Raw genomic sequence first — 16,659 nt, forward strand, 5'->3', positions numbered from 1 at the left:
GCACTAAAAACCCCGCTTCCTTTCGGAGGCGGGGTGGTGCGAGGCGATCCTGAGTGTGTCTAAGGTCAGGTCGCGTGCATCCACGCCGCTTGCGTAAGCAGGCCGAGAAGTACGAGGGTAATGAGGAATACGGGGCTTTCCAGGCCGACCGGCGCGCGAACTGCTGCGACCGCCTCGGCGGTGCGTCCCTTCGTCATGTCGCGCGTCATCGTGGCCACGGGTGGCTCCCTGTTCTGACGCCAAGAAACCATACCGCCCGGACCGGCACAAGGCCTGTCGCAAAAATTTTGCTCAAGGGGCGTCTCAACGCCTCTCAAAGGGTGTTTCTTGCCGCAACACTGAACGGAGGGCTCGGGAAGCGTAACTGTTCATCACATCATGTTACGCGCGCGGGGTTGAAACCCGCCCGCGACCGCTCCATTGAGACGCGCACCTATATAACGCTCGTCATACCGATCACAGGAGCTCTCCATGACCGTTCGCGTCGCCATCAATGGTTTCGGCCGCATTGGCCGTCTCGTCCTTCGCTCGATCATCGAGCATGGCCGCACGGACATCGAAGTGGTGGCGATCAACGATCTGGGTCCGGTGGAGACCAACGCCCACCTGTTCCGTTACGATTCGGTCCACGGCCGCTTCCCCGGCACGGTGACCTCGGGCGAGGATTGGATCGACGTCGGCACCGGCAAGATCAAGGTCACGGCCGAGCGCGACCCCGCCAACCTGCCGCACGCCGAGCTGAAGGTGGACATCGCCTTCGAATGCACCGGCATCTTCACCTCCAAGGACAAGGCCAGCGCCCACCTGAAGGCCGGCGCCAAGCGCGTCCTGGTCTCAGCGCCCGCCGACAACGCCGACAAGACCATCGTCTATAAGGTCAACCATGAGACCCTGACCGCCGACGACATCGTCGTGTCGAACGGCTCGTGCACCACCAACGCCCTGGCCCCTGTCGCCAAGGTGCTGAACGACCTGTTCGGCATCGAGCGCGGCTATATGACCACCATCCACTCCTACACCGGCGACCAGCCGACGCTGGATACGATGCATAAGGACCTGTACCGCGCCCGCGCTGCGGCCCTGTCCATGATCCCGACCTCGACCGGCGCCGCCAAGGCCCTGGGCCTAGTCCTGCCGGAGCTGAAGGGCAAGCTGGACGGCTCGTCGATCCGCGTCCCGACCCCGAACGTTTCGGTCGTGGATCTGAAGGTCGTCGCCGGTCGCGAAGTCACGGTCGAAGAGATCAACGCGGCGCTTCAGGCCGCCGCCGACGGCCCCATGAAGGGCGTCCTGTTCACGACCACCGACCCGCTGGTTTCGCACGACCTGAACCACATCGCCGCCTCCTCCACCGCCGCTCTGCCCCAGACCCAGGTCGTCGATGGCAAGCTGGCTCGCGTTCTGAGCTGGTACGACAACGAATGGGGCTTCGCGACGCGAATGAGCGACACGGCGCTGCAGATGGCGAAGTTCCTGTAAGATCGCAAAAGTCTCCTCCCCACACCGTGGGGAGGGGGACCACGAAGTGGTGGAGGGGGACCACGAAGTGGTCGAGGGGCTCTTTTCACCGCACCGAACTCGGGGCCAAAGCCCCTCCGTCACGGCGCAAGCGCGCCGCGCCACCTCCCCATCGCTTTGCGACAGGGAGGAGACAGGGAAACGACCATGACCTTCCGCACTCTCGACGACGCCAAGGATCTCGCCGGCAAGACGGCTCTGGTCCGCGTGGACTTCAACGTCCCGATGGAGGCCGGCAAGGTCACGGACGACACCCGTCTGCGGGTCGCCCTGCCGACGATCCAGCGCCTGCGCGACGCCGGCGCCAAGGTCGCCCTGCTGGCCCACTTCGACCGCCCCAAGGGCCAGCGCGTCCCGTCGATGAGCCTGAAACCCGTCGTCCAGCCGCTGGAAGAACTGCTCGGCGCGCCCGTCCGCTTCGCCGACGACTGCATCGGCCCTGACGCCGTGGAGGCCATCCGCGATCTGGACGCCGGCGGCGTGGTCCTGTTGGAGAACGTGCGCTTCCATGCGGCGGAAGAGGCCAATGATCCGGTCTTCGCCCAGAAGCTGGCGGATCTCGGCGACCTCTACGTCAACGACGCCTTCTCGGCCGCGCACCGCGCCCACGCCTCGACTGAAGGCGTCGCCCATCACATCCCGTCCTATGCCGGCGAATCCATGCGACGCGAACTCGATGCGCTCGACGCGGCGCTCGGCAATCCGCAGAAGCCCGTGGTCGGCATCGTCGGCGGCTCCAAGGTCTCGACCAAGCTGGATCTGCTGAAGAACTTGGTCGGCAAACTGGACACGTTGGCCATCGGCGGCGGCATGGCCAACACCTTCCTTTATGCGCAAGGGATCGATATCGGCGGCTCTCTGGCCGAGAAGGATATGGCGGACACGGCGCGCGAAATCCTGGCGGAAGCCGAGTCGAAGGGCTGCGACATCCTGCTGCCCGTCGATGTCGTGGCGGCGACCGAGGTCAAGCCCGGCGCCGATGCCCGCACCGTCAAGACAGGCGAAGGCCTCTCGACTGAAGACAAGATCCTGGACGCCGGCCCAAACACCGTTGCTCGCCTGAACGCCGCCATCGACGGCTCCAAGACCCTGATCTGGAACGGCCCGCTGGGCGTGTTCGAGGTGCCGCCCTTCGACGCCGCCACAGTCGCGGCCGCCAAGCACGTCGCCGAGCGCACCAAGGCCGGCGCCCTGATCGCGGTGGCGGGTGGCGGCGACACGGTCGCGGCCGTCGGTCATGCCGGCGTCGCGGCGGATCTGACCTTCGTCTCCACCGCTGGCGGCGCCTTCCTGGAATGGATGGAGGGCAAACCCCTGCCCGGCGTCGAGGCCCTGCGCGCCTGAAGGCTCAGCGATGCAGGCGGATCACGCCTGCATCTTGTCTTCGAAATCGGTGCTGAAACGGCTGTAACACGGCGTGACTTCACGCTGTCCGGCGTCTAATCTCTCGCCCAACCAAAAAGACTATTCGGCTCAGGAGACTACCCAATGGCGCGCATCACGCTGCGACAGCTGCTCGACCACGCGGCAGAGAACGACTACGGCCTGCCCGCCTACAACATCAACAATATGGAACAGGGTCTGGCGATCATGGAGGCGGCCCATGAGGTCAACGCCCCCGTCATCATCCAGGCCTCGCGCGGCGCCCGGAACTACGCCAACGACATCGTTCTGGCCAAGCTGATCGACGCCCTGGCCGAGCTCTATCCGCATATCCCGGTCTGCATGCACCAGGACCATGGCAACGGCCCGGCGACCTGCGCCACCGCCATCCAGTACGGCTTTACCTCGGTGATGATGGACGGCTCGCTGGAGGAGGACGCCAAGACCCCCGCCTCCTACGAATACAACGTCGACGTCACCCGTCGCGTCACCGAAATGGCCCACGCCTGCGGCGTCTCGGTCGAGGGCGAACTGGGCGTGCTGGGCTCGCTGGAAACCGGCATGGGCGAGGCTGAAGACGGCCACGGCTTCGAGGGCAAGCTGGACCACTCGCAACTGCTGACCGACCCGGATCAGGCCGTCGACTTCGTTGCCGCCACCAAGGTCGACGCCCTCGCGATCGCCATGGGCACCAGCCACGGCGCCTACAAGTTCACGCGTCAGCCGGACGGCGAGGTGCTGGCCATGAACGTGATCGAGGAAATCCACCGCCGCCTGCCCAACACCCACTTGGTGATGCACGGGTCGTCCTCAGTGCCGCAGGATCTGCAGGACATCATCAATCAGTACGGCGGCGAAATGCCCCAGACCTGGGGCGTGCCGGTCGAGGAAATCCAGCGCGGCATCAAACACGGCGTGCGCAAGGTCAACATCGACACCGACAACCGCATGGCCATCACCGGCGCCATCCGTAAGGCGCTGATGGAGAAGCCGGGCGAGTTCGACCCGCGCTACTATCTGAAGCCGGCCAAGGAAGCGATGAAGAAGCTCTGCATGGAGCGCTACCAGCAGTTCGGCTGCGAGGGTCAGGCCTCAAAGATCCGCCCGCTCTCCACCGCCCAGATGGCCAAACGCTACGCCTCGGGCGATCTGGATCCGTCCTTCCGCGGCGCATCCGTCAAGGCCGCCTAAGACCGACGCCTAGACCGGGTAGCGGCCGCTCAGTTCGCGCCGCACCCGGCGAACGTCCCATTCCGCCTGATCCAGCGCGTCGCGTGCCTCTCGGGCATTGCGACGCGCATCCCGGATCTCGCCTCTGACCTCTTGAATGCGGTCACGAATACGCTGCCGCCCTTCATCCGTCAGGCCCTCGCCGCGCAGTTCACGCTCCTTGGCCTCCAGCTTGTCTTCGCGGTTCTCGATCCGGGCCTCGGCGCTGTTCAGCGCGCTTTCCGCCGTCTCGTACGCATCCTCGACCTCATGCAGCAGTCGGCCGTCACGATAGGCCGGTAAAAACGCCTGTTCCTCCTCCGGCCGACAGACGCCATAATAGGCATTGCCCGCCCGCCCCTCCTCCCAACCGCGCTGGAAGGTGCAATAGGTCCGCAAGCCATCCTCACGCGCCGAGCCATAGGCGGCCGGGTTGGGTGCGATCTGAAACTTGGCGCAGGCCTTGGTGTGGTCGTCCAGTCGCGTCATCGGATAGCCCGACGCCCCGTCCACATAGCCCTTCTCGCCCCAGGCGCCGGCGAGGCATTCGTCCTTGCTCATGGTGGTGCAGCTGCTCAGCAGCGCCGCCGCAGCGAGCGCGCCCCCGGCGATCATCAACCGATTCATCGGATGTCCCCAACACCCCCAAGCTTGACTATCGCCTCACCCGCGCCCCTCGCGCAAGCGGCCGGTCGTGCTAGGGAGACGACGTGTCCGCCCAATATCTGATCGATGACGACGAAGACCCCGCTACCGGCTCCCCCGCCGAGGTGCTGGAGGCCCGCATCGACGCGGCCGGCGTTCGCCTGGACAAGGCCTTGGCCGGCGCCTTCCCCACCCTGTCGCGCGCCCGGCTCCAGGCCCTGCTGGCCGAGGGCGCCGTCAGTCGCGATGGCGCGGTCCTGACCGGCGGTTCCGCCAAGGCCCAGCCCGGCCTCTATGCCGTCGTCCTGCCGCCCGTCACGCCGGCTAAACCTCAGCCCCAGGCCATCCCCCTGATCGTCCTCTACGAGGACGCCGACCTTATCGTCATCGACAAGCCTGCGGGCATGGCCGCCCACCCCGCGCCCGGCACGCCCGACGGCACTCTGGTCAATGCGCTGTTGGCCCATTGCGGCGACAGCCTATCAGGCATTGGGGGCGTGGCCCGCCCCGGAATCGTCCACCGGCTGGACAAGGACACCTCCGGCGTCATGGTCGCCGCCAAGACCGACCGCGCCCACGCCGGCTTGTCGGCCCTGTTCGCTGCGCACGACATCGAGCGCACCTACATCGCCCTGACACGCGGCGCGCCGTCGCCCGCGACCGGCCGCATCCAGACCCGCATCGGCCGCTCCACCGGCGACCGCAAGAAGATGGCGGTCCTCAAGGCCGGCGGTCGCGAGGCCATCACCGACTATGTCGTCCAGGCGACCTTCGGGGAGCCTGGAAAAGCTGGCCGCGCCCCCATGGCCGCGCGCGTCGCCTGCACGCTTCACACCGGCCGCACCCACCAGATCCGCGTCCACCTGTCGTCCAAGGGCGCGCCCATCCTCGGCGACGCGACCTATGGCTCGGGCAGTCCCGCCATTCCCGTCCGCGCCGCCATCTCCGAGGCTGGCCTTGAGCGTCAAGCCCTCCACGCCGCCGTCCTAGGCTTTGTCCATCCTGTCACGGGCGAGGCGCTTCGCTTCGAGACCGCGCCGCCGTCCGACATGCAGCGTCTCGAAACGCGCCTCGCCGAACTCTGAACAGCCACCCGTTCGAGCGGGTCTTGAATAGCAACTGACGAAGTTCTATATAGGAGGTCGATCGGCGCGAGTGGCGCCAGGGCCACGGTCACGCTTTCGTGTGACCATCCGCCTCTAAAAATGGCGGCAACCCATCGCTACTTCACCGGTTGAGGGGTGAGACGTCGGCGCACACACCGTGGCCGATGACGAAGAGCCCGCTCGTTCAAGACGGTCGGAGGGACCTGTATATGGCTGCCAATAGTACGCTCGCGGTGATGTCGCCTGAACAAGGCCTGTCGCGTTATCTGACGGAAATCCGCAAGTTTCCGATGCTGACCAAGGACGAGGAGTTCATGCTCGCCAAGCGTTGGTCTGAGCACCAGGACCCTGAAGCCGCCCACCGTCTCGTCACCTCGCACCTTCGTCTCGTGGCCAAGATCGCCATGGGGTATCGCGGCTACGGCCTGCCGATCGGCGAAGTGATTTCCGAGGGCAACGTCGGCCTGATGCAGGCCGTCAAGAAGTTCGACGCCGACAAGGGCTTCCGCCTGGCGACCTACGCCATGTGGTGGATCCGCGCCTCGATCCAGGAGTACATCCTGCGCAGTTGGTCGCTTGTGAAGATGGGCACCACCGCGGCGCAGAAGAAGCTGTTCTTCAACCTGCGCAAGGCCAAGAGCCAGATCTCGGCCTTCGAGGAAGGCGATCTGCATCCTGAACACCTCGCCGCCATCGCCACCAAGCTGGGCGTGACGGAGGAAGAGGTCACCAATATGAACCGCCGTCTCGGCGGCGACGCGTCGCTGAACGCCCCGTTGCGGGCCGACGGCGAAAGCGAGTGGCAGGACTGGCTGGCCGATGACACGGCCGTGTCTCAGGAAACCCAGCTTGCCGACGACGAGGAAAAAGGCATCCGCATGAGCCTCCTCCAGGAGGCTATGGAAGAGCTGACCGACCGTGAGAAGCACATCCTCACGGAACGCCGCCTCAAGGACGACCCGGTTACGCTGGAAGAGCTCGCCGGCCAGTACGGCGTGTCGCGCGAACGCGTGCGTCAGATCGAGGTCCGCGCCTTCGAGAAGCTGCAAAAGGCCATGCGCGCCGCCGCCGAAGAGCGGAACCTGGTCGACGCCTGAGCCACTCGGCCCGCTGCGCCCCTTAGCGGTGCGGCGGACCGCCCAGCGTCACGAGGCTCGCGCCACCAGCGCCGCTTCATTGGCCGCTCTCGCAGCCGTCACCACCGTGCCGATCGGCTGGGCCAGTCCCGCCTTCGTCACCTGACCGCTGGCCACATAGGCCTGCAGGGTCGCCACAGCCATCGCCAGTCGCGCGTCCGCCGTCTTGATGGCCAGACCGTTCAGCGTCTCGGCCTGTTGGCGAATTGCGCGCGTCGCTTGCGACGGGTCCTGTTCGAACTGAGACAGGGCCGAAACCAGAATTCGCGACGCCTGATCGCGGATTTCGGCGGGGCCGCCTCCGCCTGCGCCATCGCTGCGGCGCTTGCGAGCGCCCGAATATTCGCCCGAGTTGAACCGACGACGATCCGGCCCAACATAGCCGACGGCCTCGATCCAAGGCCGCGGCTTCAGCGTCACGTTCTCGACCCGTTTGAACAGGTCGCCGGTCGTGAACGGCTTTCTCAGAAACTCGTGGATGCCGGCGTCGCGCGCGCCCTTGATCGCCGCGGCGGTCGCCTCGCTCGTCACCATGATGATCGGCGACATGCGGCACGACATGCCGGAACGTCGAATACGCCGCGCAAGGGTTTCGCCGTTCAGCGTGTCTCCGGACCGTTCTGTGAAGATCACGCCCGGCTCGACGTCGCGCAGCAGCTCAAGCGCGCGTTCCTCGTCGCTCTCCGAATAGATTTCGCGCGCGCCCATGCCCTTCATGATGTCCGACAGCAGCCTCGCCGACGACGGATTAGGGTCCACGATGACCACCCGACGGAGCGCGGGCTCCATGCGGCTCATGGTTCTGGCGTTTGCGGCGAACACATCAGACTCCGAAGTTGGAGCCGTTATCCTTACCACCCACGGGTTAAGACCTGTTGAATAGGTCTTTCTGCGTAGTCCGCCGCCTCACGCCGCCCCCTCGAAGGCCTCAGCCCTGGAACGGATCGCGCATCAGAATGGTGTCGTCGCGCTCGGGGCTGGTCGACAGCAGGGCCACCGGCGCGCCGATCAACTCCTCGATCCGGCGCACATATTTGATGGCGTTGGCGTTTATGTCCTTGAAGCTGCGGACGCCGGCTGTGCTGTCGCTCCAGCCTTCCAGCTCCTCGAACACCGGCTCGGCGGCGGCCTGGGCCTTCAGGCTGGACGGCAGGTAATCCAGAACCTCGCCATCGACCTTGTAGCCGACACAGATCTTCAGCGTCTTCAGCCCATCCAGCACGTCCAGCTTGGTCAGGGCGATGCCGTCGATGCCGTTGATCGCCACGGACTGGCGCACCAGCACGGCGTCAAACCAGCCGCAGCGACGCGCGCGGCCGGTGTTCACCCCGACCTCGCGGCCCACGGTCGCCAGATGCGCGCCGACTTCATCATCCAGTTCGCAGGCGAACGGGCCTTCGCCGACGCGCGTCGTATAGGCCTTCACGATCCCCAAGACATAGCCGACGCCGCGCGGACCGATGCCCGAACCCGCCGCCGCCTGGCCGGCTACTGTGTTGGAGCTGGTGACATAGGGGTAGGTGCCGTGATCCACGTCCAGGAAGGCGCCCTGCGCCCCTTCGAACAGGACGCGTTTGCCGTCCTTCTGCGCCTGATCCAGCACGCGCCAGGCCGGCTTCACATAGGGCAGGATCTTCGGCGCGATCTCCAGCAACTGCGTCAGCAGCGCGTCGGGATCTATCGGCTCCAGCCCCAGCCCGGCGCGCAGCGGATCGTGGTGCGAGCGCAACCGGTCGATCTTGACCTTCAGATCGTCTTCATTGGCCAGATCGCAGACCCGAATGGCGCGCCGCCCCACCTTATCTTCATAGGCCGGACCGATGCCCCGCCCGGTCGTGCCGATCTTGGCGCCCGGCGCGTTGGCCGCCGCCTCGCGCGCGACGTCTAGCGCAGGGTGGATGGGCAGGATCAGACACGCGTTGTCGGCAATGGTCAGGATATCGGGCGTGATCGCAACCCCCTGCGCCTGAATCTTCTCGATCTCGCCGACCAGATGCCAGGGATCGACGACCACGCCGTTGCCGATGATCGACGGCTTGCCCTGCACCACGCCGCTGGGCAGCAGCGCCAGCTTGTAGACCTTGCCATCCACGACCAGCGTATGGCCCGCGTTGTGACCACCCTGGAACCGCACGACCATGTCCGCGCGGTTGGACAGCCAGTCCACGATCTTGCCCTTGCCCTCGTCGCCCCACTGGGCGCCGACCACCGCTACGTTCGCCAAAACCGTCTCTCCGCACTGGAATGCGGGCGCAGCCTATAGCGAGGGAATCGTCCGATGTCTCCGTAAGATCCTCCCCCGTTCTTCACGGGGGAGGGGGACCACGAAGTGGTGGAGGGGGCGGACGCAGACTCTGCCCATGTCCAGGTCGCACGAAATCAATCGGAAAAGCCGGGCGCGCTATCCGCCCCCTCCACCATGCTTCGCATGGTCCCCCTCCCCCATCCCGCTTCGCTACTCGGGGGAGGATTGCAGCGCCGTCTCGAACGCCCATTCCAGCCATGGCGTCGCCGCGATCACATCGGCCGTCTCGACGGTGCAGCCGCACCATAGCCGAAGGCCGGGCGGCGCATTGCGATGCGGTTCCATGTCGAACACCGCCGCCTCTCCTTCCAGCAGGGCCTTGAACCGCACGACGAAGGCCTTCTGCGCCTTGTCGTCCAGCGCCGCGATCCGCGCATCGGTGAATTTCAGACAGACCGAGGTCGTCGACCGAATCTCCGGTCGGTCCGGCAGGAAGGCGATCCAGTCGGTCCGTTGCACCCATTCCGCCAGCGCGGCATAGTTGGCGTCTGTCCGCCGGATCAATTCGCTCAACCCGCCAATGTCCTTGGCCCAGCCCAAGGCGTCGATCCAGTCTTCGATGGTCAGGATCGAGAAGGTGTTGATCGCCACCCCGTCCGCCAGCGCCCGATCAAACCGTCCCTTGCCGTCGGTCAGCCGCAGCAGTTTCGGGATCGCCCGATCCGGTCGGTAGGTATCCAGCCGCTCGACCGCGCGCGGCGACAGCACCATCACCCCGATGCCCGCCTCGCCGCCCAGCGCTTTCTGGAAGCTAAAGGTCACCACATCCAGCTTGTCCCACGGCAGCGGCATGGCGAAGGCGGCCGAGGTCGCGTCGCAGATCGCCAGCCCCTCGCGATCGCCGGCGATCCAGTCGGCGTCCGGCATCCGCACGCCCGAGGTCGTGCCGTTCCACGGGAACACCACGTCCTTGGACCAGTCGGCCCGGCTCAGATCCGGCAGTTCGCCCCACGGCGCCGTCAGGGCCTCGGGCTCCAGCCCCAGATGATCCTTTACGTCGGCCAGCCAGGTCAGGCCGAAGTTTTCGAACGCCACGACCTGCACGGGCCGGGCGCCCAACATCCCCCACAGCGCCGCCTCGACCGCGCCCGTGTCCGACCCCGGCGTATAGAGCATCACATGGCTGTCGGGGACTTCCAGCACTTCGCGCGTCAGGCGCAGACCATGGGCGAACCGCTCGACCACCTCCGGCGCGCGAATGCCGCGTCCCAGCAGATCGGACGGCAATCCGCCCAGCGCATAGCCCGGCCGCTTCGCCGTCGGCCCCGCCGAAAACCACGGCCGCGCCGGCTTCACATCAGGCTTCGTGCTCATGCTCTTTTCCTTTGGCGCTACCGCGCTTCGCGCGGCTTGAGCGCGCTCACCGCCCCGGCGTATAGGGCCGCTTGGCCCGCCAATCCTCGGCGAACTGGGTCAGTTCGGCGTCCGGCGCATCGGGCAGCGTCACCATCACCCGCGCCAGCAGATCGCCCCGCCTGCCTTGCGCAAACGCGCCCCGCCCCTTCAGCCTCAGCACCTTGCCCGAGTTCGATCCGGCCGGCAGCGTCATCTGCACCACGCCCTCGGGCGTCGGCACCCGCACCTTTGCGCCCAGCACCGCATCGGGGACCGACACCGGCAGATCCATGGTCAGGTCCGCCCCGTCGCGCTTGTAGATGGGGTGCGATTCGATCCTGAGTTCGATCAGGGCGTCGCCGTTCTCGGCCCCGCGCCCCGGTGATCCCTGGCCGCGCAGGCGGATCGTCTGGCCTTCCGACGCGCCCTTGGGAATGGTCACGTCCAGGGTGCGTCCGTCCGAAAACTGGATCCGTCGCGTCGCCCCGGCGATGGCGTCTTCCAGACTGATGTCCAGCGTCGCCTTCACGTCCTGACCGCGCGAGGTGAAGTCCCGCGCGCCGCGCTGACGCCCGCCGCCGCCGAACATGCCGAACAGGTCGTCCAGATCGACGCCTTCGAAGTTGGCCCGCCCCCCCGGCCCGCCGCCTTGTCCGAACGGATTGCCGCCTTGGCCGAACGGGCTGCCGCCGGCGCGACCGCCCCCGCCGAAGCCGCGGTACTGTTCGTTGCCGTCCCCGTCGATCTGGCCCGCGTCGTATTTGGCGCGCTTTTCCTTGTCGCCCAGGATGTCGAAGGCCGCCGTCACCCGTTTGAACTTGTCCTCGGTGATCTTGTCGCCGGGGTTCTTGTCGGGATGCAGTTCCTTGGCGAGCTTGCGATACGCCTTTTTGACCTCGTCCGCGCTCGCGCCCTTCGAAACGCCCAGTTCCTTGTAGGGGTCGCCTGCCACGTCCGTTGTCGCTCCAGCTGAAAAAGGTCGAGAGGCCGTCAGTTAAGCCATGCCCCGCCCCGCGCAAAGGGCTGGACACGCCCTATTTCGTCAGACCCGCCGGATTTCCGCCTCGACTTCAGCTTCTGGGCTCCAGCCAAACCCCTCGCCCCACTGCGCTACGGCGATCTGCGCTGTCGATGTCACGCCTTCTGGGAAGTCCGCCGACAAATCGGCCGCAGAATAGGATGCAGACAGCCCCTCGACCTCCATCGTCCGCACCACGATCTTCCCATCCAGTATGCGCAGCCGGAACTGCATCGAATCGACCGGTGTCGGTTCTCCGTCCCAGCTATCGCCGAACAGCCGCACGCGTGGCGTCCATCCGATCGTCAGACCCTCGGCCGACGTCTCGACCGTCAGACCAGACGGCGACCACGGCCGATCATGCACGCCCCTCGGCACGAACAGAGTCTCGCTGAACCCCGCACCGCCCGGCGCCGCGCCAGCCGGTCCCGCGCGACAGACCAGCGGCAGTCCTCGCTCGCCCCGCCCGATGTCCGCGCGCGCCAGCCGGTCGTCCAGAAACACCACGACCGAACCCGCCCCGGCGCCCGCCCGCATCTCGACCTCTGTCCCCTGCTGCCCGCGCAACAGGCTCGTCAGCCGCCACGTCCCCGGCCAGACCAACTCCGCCGACCGATACTGTACGAGCTCCCAGCCCACAGCCGTCTCGACCGCCAGCGCATTGCCGCCGCCCAGCACCGCCGCCTCGACCGCGCTTTCCGGCGCCTCGCCCTCGACCCGCACCACCACGGCGTTGGCCTCGTCCCAGCGGTGCCGCACGCCCGGCCCCAGCGCCTCGACCAGCAACCCGACCGTCGCCGGCGTCTCCACTTCGCCCCTCGCGGTCAGGGTCTCTGCGGTCGGCCCCGCATGCAGCCGCATCGGCCGCCAAGGCTCGGCCGCCACGGCGATCAAGGGCCGCGCGTCCGCCTCACGCCCCATCAAGGGCGGCAGGTCCAAGACCTTCAGGAACGGCGCCCCGACCACGACCGGAGTCTCGCCCCCGCGCCAGACGCCGTCATCCTCGACCGTCCGCCGCGCAGTCACCGGCTCCAGCACCGCCGACGGCGTCTCGTCCGACGTGATCCGCATCACCCGCCAGTCGTCTGACCGACCCTCCAGCCGCACCCCGTCCCCCGGCTCCAGCCGCAAGGCTTCCAGCGGCCCCAACACCAGCGTTCTCGCCTCGACGCCCTCGCCCTCCAGCGCCCGCTTCGCCGCCGCCTTCGCCAGCCCGCCGCCGCACACCAGCGGCAAGTCCAGATCGACCCCGCCCGCCGTCGCCGCCGCATCGTCCGACCGCACGACCACCGCCCCGGTCTGATAGTCCGCCGTCTCGTCGACGAAGCGCACCCTCGCCTCGCCCGCCCTGGGCTCCAGCGTCCGCGTCGCCGTCTCCGCCGCCCCACCATCGGGCAGAGCCAGCGCCTCGCCCGCGATCTCGACCACCGTCTCCACCCGCCCCAGCACGGCGACCTTCCCATCGCGCTCTGCCGCCACGGCGTCGAACGCCGTCAGCAGCGGCTCCAGCGCATCGCGCGTCCGCATCGGCCGGTCGATGACATAGCCGGCCGCCGCCCCCTCGACGCCCTCAATCGCCATCTCTTCGCGCGACAACCCGCCTCGCGCCAGCACCGCCTCGATCAGATCGCGCCCGTCGCCCGCCAGTCGTCCGTTCAGCCAATGCCCGGCGCGCCACGCCCCTGCGTCGGCCCAGACATCGCGTTGCGCGGGAAACGCCGGATAGGGCCGCGCGTCCCAGCACCAGGCGTCCGCCGCCTCCAGCATCCGCCCGCCATAGACCTCCGAAACAGGGTTGTTACCAGGCTCCGCATAATGCCCCAGCACCGCCTCCAGCGCCCCCCGCTGCACCGCATTGTCGCGCGCGCCGGTCGATCCCGGCGGCAACCGGCTCTCCGTACTCTTTGCATCCTGAAACAGGTTCGGCGCATTGCCGCCCCGGTCCACCGCGGCACAGCCGAACTCCGACAGCCGCACCGGCTTCATTCCCGGAACCCAAGCCGTCGGCACAGCGCTCCGCACCCCGCCCGGCCTGTCATGGTGCGGGTTCGACCACCAGCCTTTCAGGTCCTTGGGCCGAAACACCCAGTCCTCGCCATGCGCCCCGTCGACGATGGGCGTCCTTGTCTGCGCCGCCCGATCCGCCTCGCTGGCGTAGTACCAGTCGAACCCGTCCCCGCCCGCGACGCCCGCCGCTAGATAGGCCGGGTCCGCCGCCCCGCCGAACGTCGCCGCATCGACCCCGCCGTCGCCCGCTCGCCAGTCCGTCAGCGGCGGATAAAAGTCGATGGACACATGATCGATGTTCGCATCGGCCCACAGCGGATCGAGATGAAACACCACCTCCCCACCCGCCTGCCGCCCGAAATATTCGCTCCAGTCGGCCGCATAGGACAGTTTCACCCCCGGCCCGACTGCGGCCCGACACTCCGCCGCCAGCGTCCGGAGCTGATAGACCGCCGGAAAGCCTCCGGCCGCATCGCGCGTCCAGGTCACGCCCCGCATCTCCGACCCGATCAACAGGCCGTCCGCCCCCTCATCCGCCGCGATCCGGGCATAGTGCAGCGCCATCCGCCGCAAGCCCCAGTCGTCCGTCCCGCCGAACAGCGCCGCGATCTCCGCTGTCGCCCCGGCCCCATTGACGCCCGCCACACGCCCCCGCCACGGATAACCGGGGCAGTCCATGAAGACGAACGGATACAGGGTCACCTCCAGCCCCCGCGCCTTCAGCTCGCGGATCGCCTGACGCACGCTCTCGTCCGACGGCGTCCCGCCATAGGCCGGCGCCCCATCCACCCGACTGACTTCATAGGCCTCATCGCGCGCAACACCCGCCACGGACCAGACCAGCGGTTCGGTCGGCTTGTCGCGCCGCTCCACCCCCGGCCGCACGACGCAGTGCCCGGCCCTCAGGTCGCTGCCGAACCACCCGACCACCAGGCTGACCCGTTTCAGGTTCGGCAGTTGCGCCTGAAGTTGATCCAGCGACACGGCCAGGTCCGCTCGGCCCTCGCCATTGTGCACATTCTCCGCCGTCGTCCGCGTCAGTCCCTCGCGGCGCACCACCGCCTCGGTCGCCAGGGCGAACTCCCCCGCGCCGGGGATCAGACACACCCCCTCCAGCAAATCTTCCAGCCGCGCCGTCTGTCCGCGCGGCCGCCGAAACACCTCGAAGCTCAGCTGAGGGACCCGATCCCCGAACGGCCCCAGCGGCAGGTCCTCGAACACCACATAGGCCGTCCCGCGATAGGCTGGCGCATCCCGTTCCACCGCCTCGATCAGCGGATCCGCCGTCTGGTCCTCGCCCCCACGATGCACCCGCATCACCACGCCGGTCATGTCCATCAGCCGCCCGTCGGCCCAGACCCGCCCGACCCCGTCGATCTCGCCCTCGCAAAGCGCCACGGCGAAGCTCAGCGAATAGACATAGTCGACCGTCTTCGGCCCGCCCTTGCCCGCCCGGCCCTTGTTTTTGCCTTCCAGGAACCGCGCCGCCCAGATCACCTGACCCGTCACCCGCGCCCGTCCGAAGACGCAGGCCATCGGCGCGCCTTCCGCCGTGCCCTGGACCTTCAGTGTCTCCAGCCTCGGCCCCACCTGCCGCGCCGGACCCAGCGAGCCCACCACCCGATTGTCGATCGCCCGCCCAAGGGTCGAGCCGATCACCCGCCCGACCGGCCCGCCGACCGACTGCCCGACCGCGCTCAAAACGACTTGCGCCATCTACGCCTCCAAAAATCCTCCCCCGTTCACGGGGGAGGGGGACCACGAAGTGGTGGAGGGGGCGACCGCACACCCAACCTCTGATCCTGCTTCACCAAAATTCGTGGGACTTTCGCCCCCTCCACCACGCTGAGCGCGGTCCCCCTCCCCCGCTTCGCGGTGGAGGATTGGAAACCGGAACACGGCCGCCAGCCGTCTTCGCCACCACACGCCCATCCAGCTTTCGACCACCGCCCGTCCCCAATAGGCGTGGATCATCCTCGGCTCCGGCCCGCCAACATCGCTCAGGATGGCGCAATGCTTCATCGCCGCCCCCGGCGACATCCGAAACAGCAACACGTCGCCCGCCCGCATCTGATCGACCACAACCGGGCGCATCCACCGCCCCGCCGCCTCCAGCAGCGTCTCGCGCCCGCCGACCTCGGCCCAGTCCGCCGAATAGGCCGGCAAGACCTCGGGCTCCTCTCCCACCACCTCGCGCCACACCCCGCGCACCAGTCCCAGACAGTCCGCGCCCACACCCTTCACGCTGGCCTGATGCCGATAGGGCGTGCCGAGCCAGGACCGGGCGGACACCACCACCGCGCTCCCCCTCACCGCCGACTCCCGCCGTCGTTTCGCGCACTCCCGGCCGGATAGGCCGTCAGGAAGTCGTCCCCCGGCACATCCGGAAATCCGCGAAAGTTCGCGCCATTCCCGAACCTCCCGACACAGGTATTCCACCGCTTGTCGCAGACCCGCCCCGCCGGCTCCGCGACCCCGCATCTCTGGTCTCCCAGCCGCGCATCGCACATCCGCCCATAGGTCCGCCCGACCACCTGCTCCAGCTTGGCCAGCCGTCCCTCAAGCTCGGCGACGAAGCCTCCTGCGCTCAAGCAGCCCGCAGGGCGATAGCGCGACAAAGAGCCCTGGCGCCGTATCTTCGCCAGCGCCACCGACCACAATCGCACCTTCAGATCCGGCCGCGCCCAGTCCACGCGCCACAGTTCGACCGTCGCCGCATCGAACAGCCCCGCCGCCACATCCGCTTCAGTGATCGCCGCATCGTCCAGCACGCCCGCCGCCGAAACCGACCCCGCCGCCAGCCCGACCGCGCTCTCGCCCGCCCCCGCCGTCCAGCCGCTCGCCGCCCGACAGACGACCCCGTCCAACACCAGGTCCCGGTCGTGATCGGTGAACCCCATCACCACGCCGTCGGCCCGCTGCAGCCGCCAGACATGGCACAGCGTCGCCGCCCCGCTCTCGATGCGGGCGGTCATTTCGTTCGGTATGTCGCGCATG

Annotated in this window: 14 protein-coding genes; 5 read left to right on the forward strand and 9 right to left on the reverse strand. The window is 67.7% G+C overall.

Annotated elements, in window-relative coordinates; genetic code table 11:
• Positions 1-65: 65 nt before the first annotated feature.
• Positions 66-218: a hypothetical protein gene (locus JX001_RS14670; RefSeq protein WP_205681567.1), complete on the reverse strand. Its 153-nt coding sequence runs from the start codon at positions 216-218 to the stop codon at positions 66-68.
• 253 nt (positions 219-471) lie between these two features.
• Here JX001_RS14670 and gap point away from each other — a divergent pair, with 253 nt between their 5' ends.
• The 3 genes from gap to fba all read left to right on the forward strand — a co-directional run bounded on the left by gap (position 472) and on the right by fba (position 4,092).
• A complete protein-coding gene (gap, locus tag JX001_RS14675) occupies positions 472-1,479 on the forward strand; it encodes a type I glyceraldehyde-3-phosphate dehydrogenase (RefSeq protein WP_045810439.1) in 1,008 nt (335 codons plus the stop codon).
• A 186-nt stretch (positions 1,480-1,665) separates the two neighbouring features.
• Positions 1,666-2,862: a phosphoglycerate kinase gene (locus JX001_RS14680; RefSeq protein WP_205681568.1), complete on the forward strand. Its 1,197-nt coding sequence runs from the start codon at positions 1,666-1,668 to the stop codon at positions 2,860-2,862.
• A gap of 144 nt (positions 2,863-3,006) precedes the next feature.
• The gene (gene fba, locus JX001_RS14685; protein WP_055803694.1) at positions 3,007-4,092 is read left to right on the forward strand and encodes a class II fructose-bisphosphate aldolase; all 1,086 of its coding nucleotides are present in this window, start codon (positions 3,007-3,009) and stop codon (positions 4,090-4,092) included.
• Between the two features lie 9 nt (positions 4,093-4,101).
• Here fba and JX001_RS14690 read toward each other — a convergent pair whose 3' ends face one another.
• Positions 4,102-4,737 carry a DUF2799 domain-containing protein gene (locus JX001_RS14690; RefSeq protein WP_205681569.1) on the reverse strand — a complete coding sequence of 212 codons (636 nt, stop codon included), beginning with the start codon at positions 4,735-4,737 and terminating at the stop codon, positions 4,102-4,104.
• A gap of 83 nt (positions 4,738-4,820) precedes the next feature.
• Here JX001_RS14690 and JX001_RS14695 point away from each other — a divergent pair, with 83 nt between their 5' ends.
• Positions 4,821-5,840, forward strand: a complete 1,020-nt coding sequence (locus JX001_RS14695; RefSeq protein ID WP_205681570.1) for an RluA family pseudouridine synthase — start codon at positions 4,821-4,823, stop codon at positions 5,838-5,840.
• Positions 5,841-6,070: 230 nt separating this feature from the next.
• Positions 6,071-6,958, forward strand: coding sequence for an RNA polymerase sigma factor RpoH (gene rpoH / locus JX001_RS14700; protein ID WP_026108409.1), 888 nt, complete (start codon positions 6,071-6,073; stop codon positions 6,956-6,958).
• A 48-nt stretch (positions 6,959-7,006) separates the two neighbouring features.
• Here rpoH and JX001_RS14705 read toward each other — a convergent pair whose 3' ends face one another.
• The 7 genes from JX001_RS14705 to JX001_RS14735 form a co-directional block, all read right to left on the reverse strand.
• Positions 7,007-7,819 carry a response regulator gene (locus JX001_RS14705; protein ID WP_205681571.1) on the reverse strand — a complete coding sequence of 271 codons (813 nt, stop codon included), beginning with the start codon at positions 7,817-7,819 and terminating at the stop codon, positions 7,007-7,009.
• Positions 7,820-7,925: 106 nt separating this feature from the next.
• Entirely contained in the window at positions 7,926-9,221 is a 1,296-nt protein-coding gene (locus JX001_RS14710; protein WP_205681572.1) for an adenylosuccinate synthase, read from the reverse strand.
• Between the two features lie 231 nt (positions 9,222-9,452).
• Positions 9,453-10,616: a phosphoserine transaminase gene (locus JX001_RS14715; protein ID WP_205681573.1), complete on the reverse strand. Its 1,164-nt coding sequence runs from the start codon at positions 10,614-10,616 to the stop codon at positions 9,453-9,455.
• A 46-nt stretch (positions 10,617-10,662) separates the two neighbouring features.
• A complete protein-coding gene (locus JX001_RS14720) occupies positions 10,663-11,589 on the reverse strand; it encodes a DnaJ C-terminal domain-containing protein (protein WP_205681574.1) in 927 nt (308 codons plus the stop codon).
• Positions 11,590-11,679: 90 nt separating this feature from the next.
• On the reverse strand, positions 11,680-15,378 hold the full coding sequence (locus JX001_RS14725; protein WP_205681575.1) for a baseplate multidomain protein megatron: 3,699 nt from the start codon (positions 15,376-15,378) through the stop codon (positions 11,680-11,682).
• Positions 15,379-15,975 (reverse strand): NlpC/P60 family protein, encoded by a 597-nt coding sequence (locus JX001_RS14730; protein ID WP_205681576.1) that lies wholly within the window; start codon positions 15,973-15,975, stop codon positions 15,379-15,381.
• The gene (locus JX001_RS14735; protein ID WP_205681577.1) at positions 15,972-16,658 is read right to left on the reverse strand and encodes a phage/gene transfer agent baseplate hub protein; all 687 of its coding nucleotides are present in this window, start codon (positions 16,656-16,658) and stop codon (positions 15,972-15,974) included. The genes JX001_RS14730 and JX001_RS14735 overlap by 4 nt, the downstream gene beginning before the upstream one ends.
• Position 16,659 lies beyond the last annotated feature (1 nt).

The sequence above is a fragment of the Brevundimonas fontaquae genome (assembly GCF_017086445.1).
Taxonomy (GTDB): domain Bacteria; phylum Pseudomonadota; class Alphaproteobacteria; order Caulobacterales; family Caulobacteraceae; genus Brevundimonas; species Brevundimonas fontaquae.